The sequence below is a fragment of the Lactobacillus helveticus genome (genome assembly GCF_046109915.1).
Lineage (GTDB): Bacteria > Bacillota > Bacilli > Lactobacillales > Lactobacillaceae > Lactobacillus > Lactobacillus helveticus.
The window spans coordinates 1,073,324-1,094,266 of the sequence record NZ_CP151471.1 but is presented as its reverse complement, the minus strand read 5'-3'; the positions used below and the strand labels follow the sequence as shown (position 1 = coordinate 1,094,266).

Genomic DNA, 20,943 nt, shown 5'->3' with positions numbered 1-20,943 from the left:
GTTTAAATTATGTTTAATTTCTTTAAGAAAAAGAATAAAGGTATGGAAGTAGATGCAGTAATTGACGGCGACATTATGCCAATTACTGATGTAAAAGATGATGTTTTCTCAACTAAGATGTTAGGTGATGGCTTTGCAATTAAGCCAACAGATAATCAAATCTATGCACCTGTTGATGGCACTATTTCTACACTCTTTCCAACTAAACACGCCATTGGCATCAAGACAGATAATGGATTAGAAATCTTAATTCACTTAGGTCTTGATACAGTTGAATTAAAAGGTGCTCCGTTTACAGTTAGTGTTAACCAAGGCGATAAAGTTGAAAAGGGACAACCTTTAGCCACAATGGATTTCCAAATGATCACTGACAAAGGCTACGATGACAGTTGTATCGTAGTTTATACCAACATGGATCTTGTAAAATCAGTCACCCCAATTGAAAAGGGTGCGGTTAAACATTCCCAAAAAGTACAAACTATCGAATTTAATTAGTCATTTTCCCTCTCTCAATTAAAATCTTATAGACTAATAAAAAAGTAGTTTTAAGTCCTAGCTTCTTAGGTGAAGCTAGGATTTTTTTGTTAATATAGAGGTAGAGAAAAGATGAGGAGAATTTGATGAAAAGATATCGACCAAATACAAAAGCAGTAATTGTTGGAATTGTCTTAATGCTGATTGGAATTTTGTGTTGGGTAATTAAAGCCTCGTTTATTCCTAAAGGTGCATTATACTTATTCCCTGTTGGATTGTTGTTGATTTGCGTGGGCGGATTGGAATTAACTATTACAGCTTTTATTGCTATGAGAAAAAATGATTTAGCAATGAGTGCCCACCTGAGAGCAATTGAAGCTCAGCGAAAAAAGGCTGAGATTAAAAAAGAGTCAAGATAGTCTAGACCTGTTAAACTATAATATGCATGAATAAAATAGAGTAATTTTTAAGAAGGGTAGAATAACAATGGATTTTAAAGAAGTTTTTCAAAAAGAACATGTAACTCGTAAATTTACTAATAGAAAAGTTCCTGAAAATGCGATTGCTGAAATTATTAAAAAGGCACAGCAATCCCCATCATTGCTTAATTCACAGCCTTGGGGAGCTTAGGTATTAGTAGGGATGCCTTGGAAGAATTTAAGAAGGCTTCCATTGAAAATAATGACAATGACGTAAAGCCAAACGAAGATTTCGCTTCAATGCTGTCAATTGATTGGGATGTTTTCCCAAGTAGAAATATGGTTACTATAGGTGCATCTTAGAGCTTCTTCTTTAGAAATAAATTGCAATTATTTTCACATGCTAATAAAACTATGTTCAATGCACCAGCAATTATTTCCTTGACAGTGCCTAAAAAGTCTCCAGCTCACTCAATGGTTTCTTATCCAGATCTTGTTAGAAAATACGCTAAGATTCCTGAAGACGAAGCAGTTGGTATGGCTATTGCAGTTGGCTATATCGATAAAAATGCAGAGATTAACGATTCAAAATTTATCCCAGCACGCGTACTTTTTGAAAAAATTTGCAAATTAACTAAATAAGCCAATTTCAATTGTGTAAAACTGAACTATTACGGTTAATAATGGTAAAATAGGTTTTAGTAATTAAGTTATAAAAAAGGTGATAATGCTTTGAGTCCAGCTCAGATAGCAACTAATCTAGTTGCAACTTTGTTAATTTTTGTTGTTGCTGCATTCTTTGTTGCTGCAGAATTTGCGTTAGTGCAAACAAGACCTAGTCAACTTGAAGATATGCTGGCTAAGGGTCAAGGCAACAAAAAAAAATTACAACGTGCGCTTCATATGACGCATAATTTGAATGAGTACCTTTCAACTACGCAAGTAGGTACTACTCTTGTAGGAGTAGTTTTAGGTTGGTTCTCAGCGGATACGTTTGACGTTATTTTAGCGGATGCGTTTCATTTAACTCCGATGAGTGAATCGCTCATCAAGTCAGTAAGTGCAATTTTGGGTGTGATTCTTTTAACCTATTTGGAAGTTGTATTAACTGAAGTCGTTCCTAAGAATATCGCTATTGATAAACCTGTGGGGATGATGATGGCGATTGTTACACCGCTTCATATTTTTCACACGATTGTTTATCCATTCGTATGGCTACTTAACACAAACTCCAATGGTATTTTGAAGCTAATGGGTTTTGCACCAGCTGATGAAGAAAATGAGGTTTATTCTCAATCTGAAATCATCAAGTTATCGCGTAATGCGGTGCATGGTGGCTCGCTTGATAAAGAAGACCTTACTTATATGGAACGGGCCTTTGAATTAAACGATAAAGTCGCTAAGGATATCATGACTGATAGAACTCGTTTGTCAGTGCTTGATTCTACGGATATTATCGAATATGCCCTTAAGAAATACTTAGAAGAGGGATACAGCCGTTTTCCAGTAGTTAGGGATAATGATAAAGATGATGTGGTAGGATACGTCTATGCCTATGATATTGTCCAACAGAGCCAAGTTGATAGCAGCGTTCCAGTAACTAGAATTATTAGAACGATTATCACTGTCCCTGAATCAATGCCGATTCAAGATATTTTGCATTTAATGATTTCTAAGCACACTCCAATTGTCTTGGTTGTTGATGAATATGGTGGTACAAGTGGTATCGTAACCGATAAGGACATTTACGAAGAACTCTTCGGTTCTGTAAAAGATGAAATTGATGACGTTTCTGATGATTACATCATCAAGGATAAAGATGGCAATGTTCATGTTTCAGGGAAGACTACCTTATATGACTTTGAACGTTTCTTCCACACAGATTTAAAGGCATTTCAAGATAGCGACATCATTACTATTGGTGGTTATATGATGGAACACTATCCTAACCTTAAAAAGGGTGAAACGATTGAACTCGAGGGCTATAAATTTACGCTTGATAGTATTGAGCAAGGATTTATGCGATGGTTTATCGTAGCCCCAATTAATGCTAAAAAGAAAACAAAAGAGAAAGAAAAAAGCAGTCAAAAATAGAAACTGTTCAGAAAAAGCGTCTTTTAAGACGCTTTTTTTGTATGAAGATGTTATAATTTCTTAATAATAAGAGTTTTAAACATAAATTGGATTGAGGGGTAGGTAAATTGGTTAAAGCCGACAATATCAACGATATTATTGATCATAAATTATTTTCTGAAGATGACATTCATGAAATGTGTGTCCGTTTAGGTAAGCAATTAACTGAAGACTATGCAGGCAAGAAGCCTTTAGTTGTAGTTGCTTTGAAGGGTGCAATTTATTTCTTAACAGATTTAACTCGTCAAATGGATGTTGTTCACCAATTAGACTTTATTGATGTTTCTAGTTATGGTGATGGTTTCGAATCAACTGGCAAGGTTAAGATCGTGACTGACTTAGCAACTGATGTTAAAGATCGTGATGTCTTGATTGTGGAAGATATTGTCGATACTGGTTTAACCTTGAAGTTCATGAAGGACTTAATCAAGAAGCGTGGAGCTAAGAGCGTTAAGTGTTGTGCTATGCTTAATAAGGAATCACGCAGAAATGTTGATGTTGACCTTGAATATTATGGTTCAAAGGTTGGCAACGAATTCGTAGTTGGTTACGGTTTGGACTTCTTGAACATGTACAGAAACATCCCTTATGTTGGTGTGTTAAAGCCTGAAGTTATTCAAAAATATGTGAACAAATAAAAAATAAGGAAGAACTTTAACCGTTCTTCCTTATTTTGTTTTTGCATATAGTTTTTGCATATAAAAGTAAATTGGCAAACCCAGCAAAGTTAATCCAATTCCAATTATTGATAGAACGAATTGATTAATAATTGTGGAGACCACAATAAAAATACCACCTAGAATTGAAACGATGGGGATAAGTGGATACCACGGAACTTTAAAGGGTCTACGCAATTCGGGTTCGCGTTTTCTTAAAATAATGACTGCGATAGATAGCATAGTGTTAAAAGTCCACATGACGAAGACTAGCATATCTGTTAAAACAGTAAAGTTGCCCAGCAAAATCATTATAATAGCGATCGCATCTACAATTAAAGCTCCTATAACTGGTACACCAGTGTGGATGTTGGCTTTACCAATTTTATTTGAGAATGGCAAAAGATTGTCTTGGGCTAAAATGTATGGCGTGCGCATCCCTGTTAGCATGAAGGCATTAACTGCACCATAGACAGAGATTAGAATGCCGATGGCTACCAGTTTCCCACCGAATTGACCAAATAATCTCATTGAAGCTTCAAATGCAGCGTTATTGTTGTTGACTAATTCATGAATTGGCAAAACGGTTAAAAAGATGTAATTAATCAAAACATAAATTAAGGTAATGGCAGATAAACCAAAAATAATCGCACGTGATAGATCTTTTTCTGGATTTTTAACCTCATTAGCCAAGTTGGTAACAACGATCCATCCTTCAAAGGCAAAGAGGGCAGAAAGCAATCCTTGGCTGATGGCATTAGGAAAAGAAATATTGTCTCCTACTGTCAATGGGAAAATGGGAGCTGGAATTTTATTTTGATTAAAGAATCCCCAAATAATAATCAAAATAATTGGAATCACTTTTAAGACAGTGATAATAGACTGCATTTTGCTAGAAAATTTGGTGCCAATCAAGTTGATAGCTAGTAAAAATAATACAAGAGAAATAGCTATTAGATTAGCGTATTTTGCCTCTATGCCAAATAGTGAGACGAATTGTACCCCGAAAATGGAACTAAGTGCTCCAATTTGTGCAGGAAAATAAACAATCATTTGTGCCCAGCCAAATAGAAAGCCCCAAACATGGCCATAAGTATAATCCAAATATTTAATTGCACCATTGATTTTCAAACTTGCTGCAATCTCCGAAATTGTCAATCCAGACGCAATAGAGATCACTCCGGCTAAGATCCATACAAAAATTGTGGTCGAACTACTGCCAGTTTGGGCCGTAATTGTTCCAATTTTAAAGAACACACCAGCTCCGATCACTGAACCAACTACGGTAGCAAGAGCTTGTCCAAAAGAAATTTGTCTTTTCACACTTTCACCATCCTTAAAAAAGTTAATATGTAATTATTTTAGCACATTCAAGGCTTGGTATGATCCGCATTTTTAGTTAAAATAGTAGCGGGAGGAAAAGCCATGAAAAGGTATCATCATAAATATACTTTACCTGCAATTTTGACTTTATTAATTTTAGCAATTGCATTTCTTTTAATTGGCTTTTTTAATTTTAAAAGACAAACGACCTTGCCGCCGGACTCTAATTCTAGTCCGATAGGGATCGAGCTGAATCAAGATGTAGATTATGTGGATTTGCATAAGCTGCAGTCGAATGGAATTTCATTTGTTTATTTAAAATCCACACAAGGCAGATCTTATTTTGATGAAAATTATTTATCCTATCGTGATCAGATTTTAGGTACGCAACTCGCTTTTGGCAGCGAAATTTTATATAGTAATGAATCGACTGCTCGGCAGCACTATCGGTACTTTTTTAACCAAGTAGGCAATAATACAGGAAGCTTGCCGATTCTGATTGTACCGGTGGCTGGGCCTAGTAAAAAGTACTTACAGTCGATGAGTAAGTTTACTCGCATGTTGCAGCAACGAGGCAAAACAGTAATGGTAGAGCTTGATCAAAAGTATCGCCGATACTTTAATCAGGCAACATTATTTATGTCGACAGGTAAAAAAGCACCTAATAAATTAAAATATTCATTTTGGCGTTATACGACTAATGGACGCGTAAAAGATGTTTCTGGTTTGGAAAAGGGCATCACGATGTACGCGTATAACGGAACCGTTGGTCAATATAAACAGAAGTATGGACAATTAACACAATAATGTATCAAGAAAAAATAAAACAAGTATTGCTCAAAGAGCATAAGACCGAACCAACAATAATACAAAAGCAAACCTATGATGCTATCAAAAATGGAGCCAGCCTGATAGGCTTAGCTAAAACAGGAACAGGTAAAACCTTAGCTTATGCTTTGCCTAGCTTAGAAAGAGCAGAAAAAGGCAATGCTAACAGCGTAGTAATTTTAGCTCCAACTACTGAATTAGCTGTTCAAATTCGACATGCTATTAATCCTTATTTGCATGCATTGGATTTAAAGGGAGCAACGCTAGTAGGAGCCGGTAATAGAAAAAGACAAGAGGATAATTTAAAGAAAAAGCATCCGGAAGTGATAGTGGCTACTCTGGGGAGATTCTTTGATTTCTTCTCAAGCGGTCGAATTAAAATAGCTCAAATTAAGACTATGATTATCGATGAAGCAGACGATATTTTGGAATTTGCCAAACTTGAACTATTGTCTGCATTAGGTCAAAATTTAGGCTCAGATAGTCAAATTTTGCTTTTTGGTGCCACTGATTCAGAGATTACGAGAGATGCAGAAGAATTGTTTGCTCGTAATTTCCTTTTAGTCGATGTGCGTAACCAGCAAAATTCAACTACCAAGCATTATTTCTTACAAGTTGATAATCAACATAAAATTGAATTTTTGCAAAGAATGACCAAGCTGGATCATTTTAAGGGTATTCTTTTCTTTGACTCTAATGAAACCATGATGCGTTTTGCCGGGATTTTTAGTCATACTAAGACTAAGTTTGAAATATTAGCTAATGAATTTGGCAAGCAGCGTCGTGAAAAAGCGTTAAACGATTTAGCTACAGGAAAGACTAAGTTGCTTCTAGCTACTGATCTCGCTGCACGTGGCTTGGATATTCCGGGTGTGACCTATGTTATCAATTTTGATATTCCAAGTGAGCAAAATACATATTTGCACCGTGCGGGGCGAACTGGAAGAATGAACGCCACAGGTTACGTGGTAACTTTGGGTGATGATCACGACTTCCGTGATCTAAAGAAGCTTTTAGCAGATCAGCTTCAAATAGAGCGCGTTTATTTTGCAGGTTATCATTTAACTACTAGCAAGCCTAAAAAGATAGAAAAGAAGAAGGAAGCTGCTGCAGAAGTTAAACAGGTAGTTAAGAAAAAGCAAAAGAAGCACAAGAAACGTAATAAGAAAAATAAGGGATATCATCCCCATTATCTGAAGGTGAAGAAATGAATCGATTAGTTAGATGGCTGGAAGATTATGTATTGCCGATAGCTAATCGTTTAGGGCAGATAAGGTGGTTAGTTGCATTAAGGGATGCTTTTGTTTCTTTAATGCCGATTACGATTGCTGGATCGTTAGCCGTTTTGATTAAAAGCTTGGTTGAAGCCGCTAAAATTCATTTAGGCTGGAACGCTTTTGCTTTTGCAATGCAGCCATTCGTATCAATTAGCAATTTAGTATGGCGAGGAACTTTTTCGCTTTTTGCCTTTTTCTTTGCTTTAGCGTTAGGTTATCAGTTAGCCAAAGCTTTTGAAGTAAATAGACTAGCTGCGGCGATTGTTTCACTATCATCGTTTGCCTTAAGTATTGCTAGTTTTGCAAAAATCAAATTTCATGGCGATAGTATCTTGATTAGGGATGCTTTTGATATCAGTCAGTTTTCAACTACGGGATTGTTTACTACTATCTTATTTGGTTCAGCTGGTTTCTTTATTTATTGGGCTTGTTATAAAGCAAGAATCATGGTTCATTTATCAGCTAATTTACCACATGCAGAACAAGCTGCCTTTGATTCGATGATTCCTGCGATAATTGCGATTTTTAGCGTGGGCGGAATTAATTATCTCTTTCAAGCATTAACCGGTCAGTATTTGGGCGATTGGCTATTAACTAGTATTCAAATGCCATTGGTTAAATGGGGCCAAGGCTTTGGTACAGTACTGTTAGTAACCATGTTAGTACAAGTATTTTGGTTTTTCGGAATCAATGGGTTGGGAGTTTTATCCCCAATTCTGGATTCGATCTGGTTAACTGCCCAAAATAGCAATATTGCGGCGGTTCGTAATGGTCGTATTCCACCATACCTTTGGGGACGTGGATCCTTTGATGTTTTTGCTTGGTTTGGTGGTGCTGGTGGCACTGTGATGTTAATCGTTGCTATTTTAATGTTTTCTAAGCGAAGTGATTATCGTATGGTGGCTAAAATTGCGCTTGCACCAGGTATTTTTAATATTGGTGAACCGATCTTATTCGGATTGCCAGTTGTTTTAAATCCAGTTTATTTAATCCCGTTTGTGTTGGCACCAGTGGTTAATGTTGCATTTTCTTATTGGGTGAGCGTAATGGGATTGGTTAATCCGGTACAAGTGGCTGTGCCAAGTATTATGCCACCGATTATCGGTCCATTTTTAGCCTGCAATTATGATTGGCGTGCCATTGTTTTAAGCATTGTCGATATGTTGATTACTTTGGCAATTTGGACTCCATTCGTTATTGCGGCAGATAAAATTGCGGATACCAATAATCCTAAGACATTTTTTACCACACAATTTTAGAAAAAAAGATTAACTATTACCGTATTTTTTGGTAAAGTTAATCTTAGGTTTGACCCCGTAGTTCATCTGGATAGAACAATGGTCTCCTAAACCGTAGAGGTGAGTTCGAATCTCACCGGGGTCATCAAAAAAGCCATCTGTGATGCAGATGGCTTTTTTTGTAAATACTAACCTAATGGATTGAGCATGATGTAAGTAATTAAGCCCCAGACGACAAAGACACAGATTAAAGCAGAATATAGCAAGCGTCGTCTAAGTTTAGCAGGCTTAGCCTTGTCCAATCCAAATACTAAGCAGAAACTGCCAATGATAATAAATAAGGCTGTAGTAATTAAAAAGATTAAACTAGAATTCATAAACATATCCAACTTTCTATAAATACACATTTAATTAAAACACAGAATTAAGATGCAAGATAGAAATAAATCAGTTATAGTTAAATAAGGTCATCGGAGGAAATTATATGAAGAAGATTAAAGTAATGACTGTCTTTGGTACAAGACCTGAAGCGATAAAAATGGCGCCACTTGTTTTAAAATTGAAAAAAGATGAGCGCTTTGACGAAGTGACTGTAGTCAGTGCACAGCATAGAGAAATGCTGGATCAGGTACTCGATATTTTTAAAATTAAACCTGATTACGACTTTAACATTATGCACAAGAATCAAACTTTGGAAGATATTACTTCGAAAGTGATGATTGATTTGTCAAAGGTCATCAAGGAAGAAAAGCCAGATGTTGTGCTGGTTCACGGTGATACGACAACTAGTTTTGCGGCGGGGCTTGCGACCTTTTATCAACAAACTACATTGGGACACGTTGAAGCGGGACTTAGAACTTGGAATAAGTATTCGCCATTTCCTGAAGAAATGAATCGCCAAATGACCGATGATTTGGCTGATTTATATTTTGCTCCAACTGAATTATCTAAGAGCAATCTGATTAAAGAAAATCACAAAGCAGACAATATTTTCGTAACTGGGAATACTGCAATTGATGCTTTGGAACAAACTGTGCAAAAAGATTACCACCACGCTGTTATGGACGAAATTACACCAGGGAGCAAGGTGATCTTGGTGACTATGCACAGACGTGAAAACCAAGGCGAACCTATGCGCCACGTCTTTAAGGTGATGCGTCAGGTAATTGATTCACATCCCGATGTAGAAATTATTTATCCAGTGCACTTGTCTCCACGGGTGCAGGAAGTAGCTAACGAAGTTTTAGGCGGCGATCCTCGAATTCACCTGATCGAACCACTTGATGTGGTTGACTTCCACAATTTAGCAAAACGCAGCTACTTTATCATGACTGATTCAGGTGGTGTGCAAGAAGAAGCGCCAAGTCTGGGCAAGCCAGTGCTTGTTTTGCGTGACACAACTGAACGTCCCGAAGGCGTGAAGGCTGGTACTTTGAAGCTTGTAGGCACGCAAGTCGACGCAGTTAGAGAAAGCATGCTAGAACTTTTAGAAAATAAAGAATCATATGACAAGATGGCGAATGCCAAGAATCCGTACGGTGATGGTCATGCTAGCGACCGCATTATGGATGCAATTTATTACTACTTCAATAAAGATGAAGCAGAAAAACCAAAAGATTTTGAATAAGAACAAAACAGAGAGCAGCAAAATTAATTTTTGCTGCTCTTTTTATTTTCTCGTTTATTTTTCTGTTCTTGAATCCGCATCTTAGCTCGTTCAATCATGGTATGTTCTTGATTTTGAAAGACTGATCTAGTAGTTAAATAATTGAATACACCAACTAGTACTTGGTCAATGATCTTAACAAGCAAAGCATTTAAATGAAGCCAAGATAATCCTACCAACATAATTAAAGTATCTGGAATTAAACTAATTACGCGGTAAGTAAAGAAAACTATTAATTTGTGCCATGTGCTGTGATCATGATCGACATTATTAATAAAAACGGCTTTTTGGTTAAAGTAAAATGATGCCAGGTTAGACACAATAAAAGCAATGGTATTGGAAATTACCATTACGCTGTGCCACCAAGAATGAAGTACCATAAAGACTAAAGTATTAATTAAGGTAGCCACGAAGCCGAAAATCATGTATACCCAGAGATTACGGTGTCTTTTAAGCAACTTTTGCCCTAATTGTCGAATTTGAGCTTGATCGACAGCAGTAACTTCTTTTTTATTTTTAGTCATTTAGCTTATCAGCCATTTCCTTTGCAGCTTGGTCAATCAGATCGATAGCTTCATCGTCAGGTGCATTTTCAATAGTGACGGGCTTAGTAATTTCAGTAGCACCACATTCTTTAAATGCCTTTTCATAGTCAAAAACATTTTCACAGAAATGTTCGCCATAGGTCTTATCTCCAGAACCCATCACAGCAAAATATTTACCACTTAAATCCAAGGCCTTTAATTCTTCATAAAAGTCTGCAATTTCGTCGGTCATTGCACCCTCACCATAAGTATAAGTAATGAAAATACAAAGATCGCTTTCTAAGTAATCACTGGCATCCGTGAAACCAACATCGCTTGTTTCAACGTCAAAGCCATAGTCTTGAAGATCTTCTTCTAATATATCTGCCATGTCTTCATCATTGCCAGTCATACTGGCGTAAACAATTCTTGCTTTCATGATTTTTCATACCTTTCACTGCATTATATGACACTTTATTATACATGAAACTTCGGTTTTTTAGCCCAGATTTGATAAACTTTTAAAAATATTCAGTAAAACGTTATAATAATGAGGAATATATTTTTAAAGGAGAAATTATTTTGATTACAATTAAATCAATCAGAGAACTTAAAGGTATGCAAGCTTCAGGACACCTTCTTGCAACAATGTTTGAAGGCTTGCGCGATGTAATTAAGCCAGGAATTTCAACCTGGGAAATTGAAGAATTCTGCCAAGACTTCGTTAAGAGTCGTGGTGGTCGTCTTTCAGAACAAGGTTTTGAAGGCTATAAGTATGGTACTTGTATTTCAGTTAACGATGAAATTGCTCACCAAACTCCAAGAAAAGATCGTATCTTAAAGGAAGGCGACATCGTTAAGGTTGATGTAACTTGCAACTTGAATGGTTACGAATCAGATTCATGTACTACTTATCCAGTTGGTGAAATTTCAGAAGCTGACAAGAAGTTGATCGAAGTAACTAAGAAGGCAATGTACTTAGGGATTGATCAAGCTGTTCTTGGTAACCGTATCGGTGATATTGGTGCAGCTATTCAACATTGGGTTGAAGATGAAAATCATTACGGTGACGTCCGTGAATTAATTGGTCACGGTATTCAACCATCAATTCACGAAGATCCAGAAGTACCACACTGGGGTAAAGCTGGTCATGGTATTCGTCTTCGTGAAGGTATGACTATTACCTGTGAACCAATGGTTGAAGCAGGTGGCGATTGGCACATTGATCAAAGAACGGTTGATGATCCTAACGATGATTGGGTATACTACGCAACTCCAGATGGCTCAAATGCTGCTCAATTTGAACATACCTTTGCTATTACCAAGGATGGTCCTAAGATTTTAACTTTGCAAAAACCATATGATGGTTTAGAAAAATACATCCCTCACTTTGATGAGATGGATGACTAGGTTCTTGAATGAAAAATGAGACAAATCGATCTAATTCAAAAATAAGTGATTTCTTTCTTACCTTGCGTACAATTCTGTCACAGGGTGAGATTATTGATAGTTCAATAGTAATTGCCTATTATATTTTGTTTTCAATCTTTCCGATTATCATTATTATTGGAAATGTTCTGCCTCTATTTCATATCGATACAGCTCCCATTGCAAAATATTTAAATTTGATTTTTCCAGATCAAGTATCTAGCTTTATCATGCCAATCATCAATTCTTTGTTGAAAACGACATCTACTGGCTATATTTCATTTGGTATTATTTTGGCGATTTGGTCCTTTTCTAATTTAGTTAATGCTATTAGATTAGGCGAAAACCGACTGTATGGTGTCCATCAAGTGGAATTAAAGCTCTCAATGCTTAATTTCTTGTGGACAAGATTAATTATGGTCATCTTTACCACCTTGATGATTATTATCTTTACTGCAGTTGGTGTAGTATTGGCGTTTGGTCAAGAATTGCTAGATTTAATGGATGCAATATTTAAGATACCTGTTCATGAAGTGGGTAAAATATTTAGCTATCGCTATCCAGTAATTTTCTTGATTATAATTTTGGCGGTATTTTATTTAAATTATGTATTGCCAAATATTAAGCTGAAAAAACGGGTAATTTGGCCAGGTGTATTTGTTACTTCATGTGGCTGGATTGCATTATCGTTTTTATTTAGTTTTTACTTGCATAATTTCCCGATTACTTGGAAAAACTACGGAATTGTCGGTACGTTCATCATTTTTATGTTGTGGTTGAACATTGCTTCACTATTATTTTTATTTGGTGTAGCCGTCAATGCCACGATTATTCGTAACCGGGTCGGAGAACTTGAGTATTCTGCTGGTAGAATTGCTAGCTATATTCAAGATAAAAGAAGGAAGCAAAAGTAGCTCTAAAATCATAATTTTGCTATGATACTGTTAAGAAATAGAGAATAGAAAGTGTGTCTGTATGAAAGTAAGAAAAGCTGTTATTCCAGCTGCCGGTTTAGGTACTAGATTCTTACCTGCAACAAAGGCTTTGCCTAAAGAAATGTTGCCAATTGTTGATAAACCAACAATTCAATTTATTGTAGAAGAAGCTAAGAAGTCTGGTATTGAGGATATTTTGATCGTTATTGGTAAGAATAAGCGACCAATTGAGGATCATTTTGATTCTAATCCAGAACTTGAACAAGACTTGGAAGAAAAAGGCAAAAGTAAATTGCTTAAATTGACCCAAGGAATTACCAACTTGGGTGTCAATTTGTACTATACTAGACAACCACATCCAGCTGGTTTAGGGGATGCAATTTATCGTGCTCGCAGCTTTGTTAGTGATGAACCATTTGTAGTAATGCTTGGTGATGATTTGATGGATGATCAAGTGCCTTTAACCAAGCAATTGATTAATCGTTACGACAAGACGCATGCCTCTACGATCGCTGTAATGCCTGTACCTCATGAAGAAGTTTCTAAATATGGGGTAATTGAACCTGAAAATGAAATCATGCCTGGTTTGATCAACGTTAAGTCTTTTGTAGAAAAGCCTGATGTTGATAAAGCTCCAAGTGATTACGCTATTATTGGACGTTACTTGCTTACACCAGAAATTTTTGATATTTTGGCTCATCAAAAACCAGGTCGTGGCGGAGAAATTCAATTAACAGATGCCATTGATACGATGAATAAGACACAACGCGTGTTTGCTCATGTATTTAAAGGTGAACGTCATGATGTTGGTAATAAAGAGGGCTACCTTGAAACCTCTATTGAATATGGACTAAAGCATCCTGAGATTAAGGATCAATTACGTGCATATATTAAGAAGTTATCTAAGCAATTTGAAGCAGAAGATAAAAATAATAAATAAAAAGCAGATAATTGTTCATAGACTACGCGAGAGCGTAGTCTTTTTATGTTTTTTTTTTAATATTTTTTGTTATGATCATAGTGTTAATAATACAAATGGAGAAAAATAGTGATGAAAAATATTTATATTGTAGCGGCCAAGAGAACACCTTTTGGCAAGTATCGTGGATTTTTTAAAGATGCTTCGGCAATCGATCTTGGTGTAATGGCGTTAAAGGGAGCTTTAAAAGCAGGAAATATTGATCCTAATGATGTTCAAGAACTTTTCATGGGAAATGTGTTGAGTACAGGCTTAGGTGAAAATATGGCCCGACAGGTTGCTCTTAACTCGGGGATGAGAAAAGAATCAACTGCGGCAACGATTAATGACGTTTGTGGTTCAAGTCTTAAGGCTGTTCGTCTGGCTCAAGGTCAAATGGAACTAGGCGACCTTGATTTAGTTGCAGTTGGTGGTAGTGAAAGCATGACTCGTGCGCCATATTTTGTTAAAAAAGAGAATAAAGAAAATCCTGCAGATCATTTAGTAAATACTATGATTAATGATGGTTTGATGGATGCTTTTTCTGGACAACATATGGGGATTACCGCTGAAAACGTTGCTCAAAGATATCATGTTAGTCGTGAAGAAATGGATGAATTTAGTCTTCGTTCTCATAAAAAAGCGGCAGAGGCAACAAAATCCGGCTTTTTTGATAATGAAATTTTGCCAATTGAAATTAATGGTGAGACTTTAGATCATGATGAACCAATTCGTCCTGACACTTCTATGGCAGCATTAAGCCAATTAAAACCTGTCTTTAAAGAAGATGGTGATGTGACAGCTGGCAATTCCTCACCGTTAACAGATGGAGCTAGTATGTTGGTATTAGCCACAGAAGACAAGGTTAAAGATTTGAACTTAAAGCCAATCGCTAAGCTGGGGGGCTTTGCGGAGGCTGGATTTGATCCTGCTTATATGGGATATACGCCATATTTTGCTGTGAAAAAATTGCTTAAAAAGACAGGACGTTCAATTAATGATTATGATATCGTGGAACTAAACGAAGCTTTTGCTTCACAGAGTGTAGCAGTAGCACGTGATTTGCAAATTCCTGATGATAGATTGAATATCATGGGCGGTGCTATTGCATTAGGACATCCGTTAGGTGCTACTGGAACTAGATTGATTTGTTCTGCAATTAGTGGCTTGAAGAAAGAGCAAGGTCAACGTGCATTAGTAACCTTGTGCATTGGCGGTGGCCAAGCAATCGCATATGAAATCGAAAATATCTAATGAAGTTTTATCAATTGAAGCCTGAGCAAAGGCGAGAAATTTTACAATCTGAAGGAATAAATTTAGAAGATATTGATGATCAGGTTCTTAATCGCTTAGACAAATTAAGCGAGAATGTTGTGGGACAATTGCGTTTGCCTTTAGGAGTCGTGCAAAATCTTCTGCTAAATGGGCAATCGTATATGGTCCCTATAGCTGTAGAAGAACCTTCAGTTGTAGCAGCTGCCAATCATGGTGCTCATATTTTTGCACGTAATGGCGGAGTTAAGGCAACTAGCAAGCGAACAGGAATTTATGGTCAAATTGTTTTAAAGGTAAATCATGATTTTTCTTTACCAGATTTAAAAAAGAAATTTCCGGATTTAATCAATTTGGCTAACAAAGAATTTGCTAGTTTGATTCGTCATGGTGGTGGAACTAGATCAATTGAAGCTGAACGAAAAGGTGATTTAGTTTATCTTAAAGTTTTGGTTGATCCCGCTGAAGCAATGGGAGCAAATAAGACGAATTCGATCTTGGAATTTTTAGCAGCTAAGTTAAAACAATTTCCAGGTATTGAAGAAAAATTATTTGCGATTTTGTCCAATTATCCTAGTCAATTGACTAAAGCGACGGTGACTCTTGATCCTAAGACGATGGGCGGTAGGAAAGTGGCTGAACGCGTTGCTTTGCTTAGCAAAATTGGTTATGAAGATCCATATCGAGCAGTAACCAATAATAAAGGAATCATGAACGGCGTTGATGCCGTGCTGATTGCAACAGGAAATGACTATCGTGCAATTGAAAGTGCGACTGCAGTTTTAGCTAGTCAGGATGGACATTATCGCAGTCTGTCTAAATGGACGATGCAAGATGGCAAGCTAGTTGGTGAACTCACTTTGCCGATGGCTATTGGAGTAGTTGGCGGCTCGATTAAAGCGCGCAAGGATGTCCAGCAGAGCTTTGCTATTTTAGGTAAGGAAATAAATAGTGTTAAGTTAGCTGAAATTATTGTCAGTGTTGGATTAGCTAATAATTTAGCAGCGCTGCTAGCAATTTCTACTGTGGGAATTCAGGCTGGTCACATGAAATTGCAAGCACGCAATATTGTTTCGGAACTTGATGCTAGTGATGAGGAAAAGAAAAAGGTATTAGCGCAAATAATTAAGCAAAAGGATTATTCTGAGAGTTATGCTCAGGCTGTTTTAAAGCAAATGAGAGAGGGAAAATAATGCAAGTAGGTATTGATAAGATTGGACTTTTTACTCCTAATAAGTATGTAGATATGGTTGATTTGGCTCATGCTAGAAATGAAGATCCAAATAAGTATTTGATCGGTATTGGTCAAAGTGAGATGAGCGTGGCAGATCAAACCCAAGACGCTGTTTCAATGGGAATCAATGCAACGATGAAGTACATTGATCGCATTGACAAGGATAAGATTGGTTTATTGGTCTTTGGTACTGAAAGCGGCATTGATCAATCTAAGTCAGCTTCACTTTTTGTTAAAACAGCACTTAAATTAAAACCAGAAGTAAGAACTTTTGAAGTAAAAGAAGCGTGTTTTGGCTTGACTGCTGCATTAATGATCGCACGTGATTTTGTTAGAGTTCATCCTGACCAAACAGCAATGGTGATTGGTAGTGATATTGCGCGTTACGGCATTGGTACTGCTGGTGAAGTGACTCAAGGTGCCGGTAGTGTAAGCATGCTGATTAAAGCCGATCCAGCTATCTTGGCTTTAAATGATGGTCATAGTGCATATAGCGAAGACATCAATGACTTTTGGCGTCCAAACGATTCTAAATTAGCAATGGTTGATGGCAAGTATTCAACCCAGGTTTACCTAGATTTCTTTAGTAAAACTTTTGCAGATTATAAGAAGCAAAAAAAGTTAGAAACAAAAGATTTTGACGCAATTATTTATCACTTGCCATTCACAAAGATGGGGCTTAAGGCAAATCGTCTTGCAGTAGCTGATCAAGATGACGCAACTACTGAGAAATTGCAAAACTCATTTGATGCTTCTAAGCAATTATCACGTCGGGCTGGTAATATTTATACTGCCTCTCTTTATATGAGCTTATTGAGTTTGCTTGAAAATGGCAATTTGCCAGCTGGTGCCTTAGTTGGGTTATTCTCATATGGATCAGGTGCCATGGGCGAATTCTATAGCGGCAATCTTGTAGAGGGCTATGAAAAAGAAGTTAACGCTGCAGGTGATGAAAAGATGCTTAAGCGTCGTCAGAAGGTTAGTGTTCCTGAATACGAAGAGATCTTCAATACTGCATTAGATGATCCAGAAGATAATGAGGAATTGACTAGTGACGATGAAAAAGGTACTTGGTATTTTGCAGGTACTAAAGGCAATATTCGTCAGTATAAAGTTAAGTAAAATGAAAAAGGCTATGATTAAAAATGATCGTAGCCTTTTTACATAAGGATGATTTGATTGCTTTCTTCTTTGATTTGCAATCCGAAAATATGATGTTCTTCTTGGTCCACTGCTATTAAAAGAGGGATGCCGCGGTTATGCATATGACCAACTAAGCGGATAAGTTTAGCTTTAGTCATCGCATTTTTTCCTGGATAAAGAAGACAGCGGCCATCTACCAGGGTTAGTTTGCCCCAAGGGACAATTTTATCGTCTATTTTTAGATAAAAAGCAGTATTAATATTTAAATCGTTAATTAATTGAAGTAAATCTGTTAAGCGCATTTTCAAGTATAATTAAAATTAGTAATAATCATTAACTATTATAAAATGAATAATGAAGTAATTTAATACGGAAGAATCAAAATGAAGAAAAAAATAATATTATCATCCCTAGCTTTAGCCGGATTAGGTTGGTTAGCAGTTAGCGACTACTTCTTTAAATATGCGATGACCACCTATAAGAAAAAGCCGGAATCTAAAAAGATATCTGGTAGGGATGCACTCTATCGCGACAAGGTTTGGTTTAAGGAGTTTGAAAAACAAGAATGGATTTTAAGAGTAGATCCTAATACGCGTGGTGCTAGTTAAATCGTTCTAGACAATAAGCTAGATTATAAGTCAGAATAGCAATTTCTAATCGTGCTTGAAAGCCAGTTAAACTGCGCACTCGATTGTTCTCGGCGTTGTAATGGGTTAGAAGTGAAAAGTCGCTTTCAATTGTTCTGCGAATAGCCATCAATTGACGATCATTGTGCTTTTTGGCGCCAGCCATGTTTTTCCGATATGGCGTCCACAGTTCATAGCCCATTTGTTTTAATTGATCATGCAATCGTTTGCCTAAATAGCCCTCATCGCCAAGCAGATAGCGATTGGCTGGATGAGTATTTTTCATTAGTTCCACCGTTTCCTTGGCATCATGGACTGAGGCGCGGGTTACGGCATAATCAAGAACATAGCCGTCGTCGCTGACAATCGCATGAACTTTGAAACCATAATAGTAGATCTTTTTGGCTGCCTTATAGCCAATATTCGCAGAACCGCGAAAAATCCTTACGCGATAATTGCGAACCGGCTGACAAACTGGAACGGGAAAACTGTCAATAATCAAGAATTGTCCGCTTAAATCAACTTTTTGATTCATTTTTTGGCGTATCTGATAAATCAACTGGAGCAGCTGTCGAGAACGGCGGTTAAAACGCGAATGCGATAGACAGCCGAAGCATTCGCAGAACCTTCTTTGTGATTCGATTCCAGTCTTGGCCTGCCAGATAAGCAAAGCCAAGATTAAACTGTCCGTAGCTCAATCAGATCAGACTCTTTTCTATTGAATACTAAAACTTGAGTCTAGTCCGATTGGACTTTTTTATTAACTAAAACGATTTAACTAGCACCACGCGTAATAGTTAATTATTGTTAGAGCCAGAGCCAATTTCGAATTTCAAGTACCATTTTGGAGATTTGACCATTGTAAATTTCCTCCTTTCAAAGTTAATAGCTGTGTAACAAATATGATACAGAATGTAATTAAACCTTATAATTTGAGCTAGAATAAAACTAAAGCGATAGAAAAGACTACGAAAGAATGTTGACATACATAATTTGGTGGGAATTACCAGTAATTATTAAGTAAGAAAAGACAGTTTTATTATGGAGGAAGTTTTATGAAAAAAATTATCTAAATTTACGGCAGTCGCTATGGCATCTGCCACATTGCTAACTGTAGTAGCACCAACTATTTCTAGTAGCGTTAGCGCTTCTACAATTAATAGTGACACAAAATCGGCAAACTCAGGAAATACTCAAACGTTTGTGATTCCTAAAAGAAGCGTTGTTCCGGAAAATACTGAAATACAACAAACTCTTTCTGAAGATATTGCTCAATCAGGAACTCTTACTAATGAAAATGGGGTTAAAACGTTTTAAATTTCTAATGATGCCTTACTCAGAGCTATTAATAAAGCATATGGAAATGAATTTTCTGCTGAACTAGCCAAAAGACACCACGCTGGCGTTACTAAAGTGAAAAATTATGGTAATGGGAACATTAATGTTTATCTTTCTAAATCAATGTTAAATAAGATCAGAACAGAAGGTTATAGTGTAGCCTTTGGTGCTGTCTTAAGTTTGATTTCAGCGGCTCTTGGTGTTCCATCAATGGGAGTAGCTTCCTGGGCTATTACAGCTGTTTCTAAAAAATTAGTTGGTGCAATGTTAGGACAAGTAAGCCCATACAAAGTTGGTAAAGTTTATAAGATTCGTGGCTGGCGTTATGCTGGTTGGCGTTACCAATAAAGGAGGCTTTTTGTATGCGTCACGCATTACTTAATGATTCAGCGTATAAAAGTATAGGATATGCATCAATCGTTGTAATACTAATTATATTAGTATTACCGTGGACGAATCAGAAACAACTAAATTATTGGCTTATAGGTTTTTATCTATTTATGCTTGGAGATTGGATATGTACTTTTCTACAACGTCATTCCGTTACCTTAGTATTAGGATTGTTGATAGGTTATGTAATAGCAATAATTGTTTGTTTTCTACTACTTTTTTATACTATTATTGTAAATAATTAAAAATACTAAAACGATTAATAAACTTTCTTTAATTAGTTAGATATTAGTCGTTTTATTTTTTTACTTAAAAATTTAGTATTGATATTCATAAGTTGACAGTCTTGAATACAATTTGAGAATACCGCAAAATGTGGGTATTACGTGTAGTCAAGACTTAGTGTCAAGAACCAACCAGAAAAGAGCTAAATATGAATACAATATATGGGTATGCAAGGGTATCTACTGTTAAGCAAGATTTAAGTAGTCAAGTTGACGATTTAAAATAAGCAGGAGCCACCAAAATTTTCAAAGATAAATATACTGGAACAACTGCCAATCGTCCTGAATTTGATAAATTAATGGCCAAGATTAAAAGTGGTGATACCTTAATCGTCACTAAATTAGATCGCTTAGCTAGAAATACGCAAGACGCACTCAACATTGTTAAGAAAATGAATGCTGAGGGGGTCATTCTGCGGGTTTTAAATATTGGCACGATTGATAATTTCACCAAGTGGGCGTTTAATCTTCACTGTCTTTAGTGCCTTTGTGGAATTTGAACGAGATTTAATTGTTAGTCGCACCCAAGAGGGAAAAGCGTGGGCGAAAGCAAATAATCCTAACTTCCATGAGGGAATGCCACGAAAATACAATCAAGAACAAATCGATTTTGCTTGGAAATTGCATACTCAAGATCATATGAGTTACTCTGAAATCAGCAAGAAATTAGGCATCTCCAAAGCGACAATTTATCGGCGCTTTAGAGAATTGCGAGGAGATTCTGCATAATAGCATGGCTTTTTTGTTGATCATAGAAGACAGTAATTTGATAGATAAATTTTAACTAAAAAAAGGAG

22 protein-coding genes, 1 tRNA gene and 3 pseudogenes are annotated in these 20,943 nt (G+C 36.6%); 20 read left to right on the top strand and 6 right to left on the bottom strand.

Translation table 11 applies throughout. From position 1 onward, the window contains the following. Positions 1-9: 9 nt before the first annotated feature. The 5 genes and pseudogenes from AADV52_RS05580 to hpt all read left to right on the top strand — a co-directional run bounded on the left by AADV52_RS05580 (position 10) and on the right by hpt (position 3,664). Positions 10-495, top strand: coding sequence for a PTS sugar transporter subunit IIA (locus tag AADV52_RS05580; protein WP_014919190.1), 486 nt, complete (start codon positions 10-12; stop codon positions 493-495). A gap of 125 nt (positions 496-620) precedes the next feature. After that, complete coding sequence (locus AADV52_RS05575; protein ID WP_014919189.1) at positions 621-893, top strand: hypothetical protein; 273 nt, start codon at positions 621-623, stop codon at positions 891-893. Positions 894-960: 67 nt separating this feature from the next. Continuing rightward, positions 961-1,535: pseudogene (locus AADV52_RS05570) on the top strand (nitroreductase family protein). A 90-nt stretch (positions 1,536-1,625) separates the two neighbouring features. Next, entirely contained in the window at positions 1,626-2,987 is a 1,362-nt protein-coding gene (locus AADV52_RS05565; protein WP_014919188.1) for a hemolysin family protein, read from the top strand. 107 nt (positions 2,988-3,094) lie between these two features. Then, positions 3,095-3,664: a hypoxanthine phosphoribosyltransferase gene (gene hpt / locus AADV52_RS05560; RefSeq protein WP_014919187.1), complete on the top strand. Its 570-nt coding sequence runs from the start codon at positions 3,095-3,097 to the stop codon at positions 3,662-3,664. Between the two features lie 30 nt (positions 3,665-3,694). Here the strand turns inward: hpt and AADV52_RS05555 are convergent, their stop codons facing one another. Continuing rightward, on the bottom strand, positions 3,695-5,005 hold the full coding sequence (locus tag AADV52_RS05555; protein WP_014919186.1) for an APC family permease: 1,311 nt from the start codon (positions 5,003-5,005) through the stop codon (positions 3,695-3,697). A 102-nt stretch (positions 5,006-5,107) separates the two neighbouring features. Here AADV52_RS05555 and AADV52_RS05550 point away from each other — a divergent pair, with 102 nt between their 5' ends. The 4 genes from AADV52_RS05550 (at position 5,108) to AADV52_RS05535 (ending at position 8,493) form a co-directional block, all read left to right on the top strand. After that, positions 5,108-5,812: a GH25 family lysozyme gene (locus tag AADV52_RS05550; protein ID WP_014919185.1), complete on the top strand. Its 705-nt coding sequence runs from the start codon at positions 5,108-5,110 to the stop codon at positions 5,810-5,812. Beyond that, on the top strand, positions 5,812-7,044 hold the full coding sequence (locus AADV52_RS05545; RefSeq protein WP_014919184.1) for a DEAD/DEAH box helicase: 1,233 nt from the start codon (positions 5,812-5,814) through the stop codon (positions 7,042-7,044). Before AADV52_RS05550 ends, AADV52_RS05545 begins: the two co-directional genes overlap by 1 nt. Continuing rightward, a complete protein-coding gene (locus AADV52_RS05540) occupies positions 7,041-8,369 on the top strand; it encodes a PTS sugar transporter subunit IIC (protein ID WP_014919183.1) in 1,329 nt (442 codons plus the stop codon). The genes AADV52_RS05545 and AADV52_RS05540 overlap by 4 nt, the downstream gene beginning before the upstream one ends. Before the next feature lie 51 nt (positions 8,370-8,420). Further along, positions 8,421-8,493 (top strand) — tRNA-Arg (locus tag AADV52_RS05535). Positions 8,494-8,536: 43 nt separating this feature from the next. On the opposite strand, the gene AADV52_RS05530 is transcribed toward AADV52_RS05535, so the two are convergent. Next, entirely contained in the window at positions 8,537-8,725 is a 189-nt protein-coding gene (locus tag AADV52_RS05530) for a hypothetical protein (RefSeq protein ID WP_014919182.1), read from the bottom strand. A gap of 107 nt (positions 8,726-8,832) precedes the next feature. On the opposite strand from AADV52_RS05530, the gene wecB reads away from it, so the two are divergent. Beyond that, a complete protein-coding gene (gene wecB, locus AADV52_RS05525; protein WP_014919181.1) occupies positions 8,833-9,975 on the top strand; it encodes a non-hydrolyzing UDP-N-acetylglucosamine 2-epimerase in 1,143 nt (380 codons plus the stop codon). Between the two features lie 23 nt (positions 9,976-9,998). Here the strand turns inward: wecB and AADV52_RS05520 are convergent, their stop codons facing one another. Together AADV52_RS05520 and AADV52_RS05515 are read right to left on the bottom strand one after the other, a co-directional pair. Next, a complete protein-coding gene (locus AADV52_RS05520; RefSeq protein ID WP_014919180.1) occupies positions 9,999-10,538 on the bottom strand; it encodes a GtrA family protein in 540 nt (179 codons plus the stop codon). Next, entirely contained in the window at positions 10,531-10,977 is a 447-nt protein-coding gene (locus AADV52_RS05515) for a flavodoxin (RefSeq protein ID WP_014919179.1), read from the bottom strand. Before AADV52_RS05515 ends, AADV52_RS05520 begins: the two co-directional genes overlap by 8 nt. A gap of 143 nt (positions 10,978-11,120) precedes the next feature. On the opposite strand from AADV52_RS05515, the gene map reads away from it, so the two are divergent. The 6 genes from map (at position 11,121) to AADV52_RS05485 (ending at position 17,487) form a co-directional block, all read left to right on the top strand. Continuing rightward, positions 11,121-11,948 carry a type I methionyl aminopeptidase gene (gene map, locus AADV52_RS05510; protein ID WP_003633294.1) on the top strand — a complete coding sequence of 276 codons (828 nt, stop codon included), beginning with the start codon at positions 11,121-11,123 and terminating at the stop codon, positions 11,946-11,948. Between the two features lie 8 nt (positions 11,949-11,956). Then, positions 11,957-12,880, top strand: coding sequence for a YihY/virulence factor BrkB family protein (locus AADV52_RS05505; RefSeq protein ID WP_014919178.1), 924 nt, complete (start codon positions 11,957-11,959; stop codon positions 12,878-12,880). Between the two features lie 61 nt (positions 12,881-12,941). Beyond that, positions 12,942-13,841, top strand: a complete 900-nt coding sequence (gene galU, locus AADV52_RS05500) for a UTP--glucose-1-phosphate uridylyltransferase GalU (RefSeq protein ID WP_014919177.1) — start codon at positions 12,942-12,944, stop codon at positions 13,839-13,841. Positions 13,842-13,952: 111 nt separating this feature from the next. Next, a complete protein-coding gene (locus tag AADV52_RS05495; protein WP_014919176.1) occupies positions 13,953-15,113 on the top strand; it encodes a thiolase family protein in 1,161 nt (386 codons plus the stop codon). Continuing rightward, positions 15,113-16,324 carry a hydroxymethylglutaryl-CoA reductase, degradative gene (locus tag AADV52_RS05490; protein ID WP_014919175.1) on the top strand — a complete coding sequence of 404 codons (1,212 nt, stop codon included), beginning with the start codon at positions 15,113-15,115 and terminating at the stop codon, positions 16,322-16,324. Before AADV52_RS05495 ends, AADV52_RS05490 begins: the two co-directional genes overlap by 1 nt. Then, a complete protein-coding gene (locus AADV52_RS05485) occupies positions 16,324-17,487 on the top strand; it encodes a hydroxymethylglutaryl-CoA synthase (protein ID WP_014919174.1) in 1,164 nt (387 codons plus the stop codon). The genes AADV52_RS05490 and AADV52_RS05485 overlap by 1 nt, the downstream gene beginning before the upstream one ends. Before the next feature lie 38 nt (positions 17,488-17,525). Here AADV52_RS05485 and AADV52_RS05480 read toward each other — a convergent pair whose 3' ends face one another. After that, on the bottom strand, positions 17,526-17,810 hold the full coding sequence (locus AADV52_RS05480; protein WP_003626759.1) for a hypothetical protein: 285 nt from the start codon (positions 17,808-17,810) through the stop codon (positions 17,526-17,528). Between the two features lie 81 nt (positions 17,811-17,891). Between AADV52_RS05480 and AADV52_RS05475 the strand changes: the two genes are divergently transcribed. Beyond that, the gene (locus AADV52_RS05475) at positions 17,892-18,116 is read left to right on the top strand and encodes a hypothetical protein (protein ID WP_014919172.1); all 225 of its coding nucleotides are present in this window, start codon (positions 17,892-17,894) and stop codon (positions 18,114-18,116) included. Here AADV52_RS05475 and AADV52_RS05470 read toward each other — a convergent pair. Continuing rightward, positions 18,109-18,825 (bottom strand): annotated as a pseudogene (locus tag AADV52_RS05470) (IS982 family transposase); the annotation flags it as partial. The gene AADV52_RS05475 and the pseudogene AADV52_RS05470 overlap by 8 nt on opposite strands. 398 nt (positions 18,826-19,223) lie before the next feature. Between AADV52_RS05470 and AADV52_RS05465 the strand changes: the two are divergent. From AADV52_RS05465 to AADV52_RS05455, 3 genes and pseudogenes are all read left to right on the top strand, one after another. Next, positions 19,224-19,451 carry a hypothetical protein gene (locus tag AADV52_RS05465; RefSeq protein WP_014919171.1) on the top strand — a complete coding sequence of 76 codons (228 nt, stop codon included), beginning with the start codon at positions 19,224-19,226 and terminating at the stop codon, positions 19,449-19,451. Between the two features lie 96 nt (positions 19,452-19,547). After that, positions 19,548-19,820: a hypothetical protein gene (locus AADV52_RS05460; protein WP_014919170.1), complete on the top strand. Its 273-nt coding sequence runs from the start codon at positions 19,548-19,550 to the stop codon at positions 19,818-19,820. Between the two features lie 475 nt (positions 19,821-20,295). Then, positions 20,296-20,875, top strand: a pseudogene (locus tag AADV52_RS05455) (recombinase family protein). Positions 20,876-20,943 lie beyond the last annotated feature (68 nt).

What these genes read in the sequence shown, in the direction of transcription:
- AADV52_RS05495 (WP_014919176.1), top strand. Translation starts at nt 13,953, where the DNA reads ATGAAAAATATTTATATTGTAGCGGCCAAGAGAACACCTTTTGGCAAG.
- AADV52_RS05465 (WP_014919171.1), top strand. Translation starts at nt 19,224, where the DNA reads ATGGCATCTGCCACATTGCTAACTGTAGTAGCACCAACTATTTCTAGT.
- AADV52_RS05530 (WP_014919182.1), bottom strand. Translation starts at nt 8,725, where the DNA reads ATGAATTCTAGTTTAATCTTTTTAATTACTACAGCCTTATTTATTATC.
- AADV52_RS05520 (WP_014919180.1), bottom strand. Translation starts at nt 10,538, where the DNA reads ATGACTAAAAATAAAAAAGAAGTTACTGCTGTCGATCAAGCTCAAATT.
- AADV52_RS05515 (WP_014919179.1), bottom strand. Translation starts at nt 10,977, where the DNA reads ATGAAAGCAAGAATTGTTTACGCCAGTATGACTGGCAATGATGAAGAC.
- AADV52_RS05575 (WP_014919189.1), top strand. Translation starts at nt 621, where the DNA reads ATGAAAAGATATCGACCAAATACAAAAGCAGTAATTGTTGGAATTGTC.
- AADV52_RS05490 (WP_014919175.1), top strand. Translation starts at nt 15,113, where the DNA reads ATGAAGTTTTATCAATTGAAGCCTGAGCAAAGGCGAGAAATTTTACAA.
- AADV52_RS05485 (WP_014919174.1), top strand. Translation starts at nt 16,324, where the DNA reads ATGCAAGTAGGTATTGATAAGATTGGACTTTTTACTCCTAATAAGTAT.
- AADV52_RS05505 (WP_014919178.1), top strand. Translation starts at nt 11,957, where the DNA reads ATGAAAAATGAGACAAATCGATCTAATTCAAAAATAAGTGATTTCTTT.
- AADV52_RS05550 (WP_014919185.1), top strand. Translation starts at nt 5,108, where the DNA reads ATGAAAAGGTATCATCATAAATATACTTTACCTGCAATTTTGACTTTA.
- galU (WP_014919177.1), top strand. Translation starts at nt 12,942, where the DNA reads ATGAAAGTAAGAAAAGCTGTTATTCCAGCTGCCGGTTTAGGTACTAGA.
- AADV52_RS05540 (WP_014919183.1), top strand. Translation starts at nt 7,041, where the DNA reads ATGAATCGATTAGTTAGATGGCTGGAAGATTATGTATTGCCGATAGCT.
- AADV52_RS05580 (WP_014919190.1), top strand. Translation starts at nt 10, where the DNA reads ATGTTTAATTTCTTTAAGAAAAAGAATAAAGGTATGGAAGTAGATGCA.
- AADV52_RS05545 (WP_014919184.1), top strand. Translation starts at nt 5,812, where the DNA reads ATGTATCAAGAAAAAATAAAACAAGTATTGCTCAAAGAGCATAAGACC.
- AADV52_RS05480 (WP_003626759.1), bottom strand. Translation starts at nt 17,810, where the DNA reads ATGCGCTTAACAGATTTACTTCAATTAATTAACGATTTAAATATTAAT.
- wecB (WP_014919181.1), top strand. Translation starts at nt 8,833, where the DNA reads ATGAAGAAGATTAAAGTAATGACTGTCTTTGGTACAAGACCTGAAGCG.
- AADV52_RS05475 (WP_014919172.1), top strand. Translation starts at nt 17,892, where the DNA reads ATGAAGAAAAAAATAATATTATCATCCCTAGCTTTAGCCGGATTAGGT.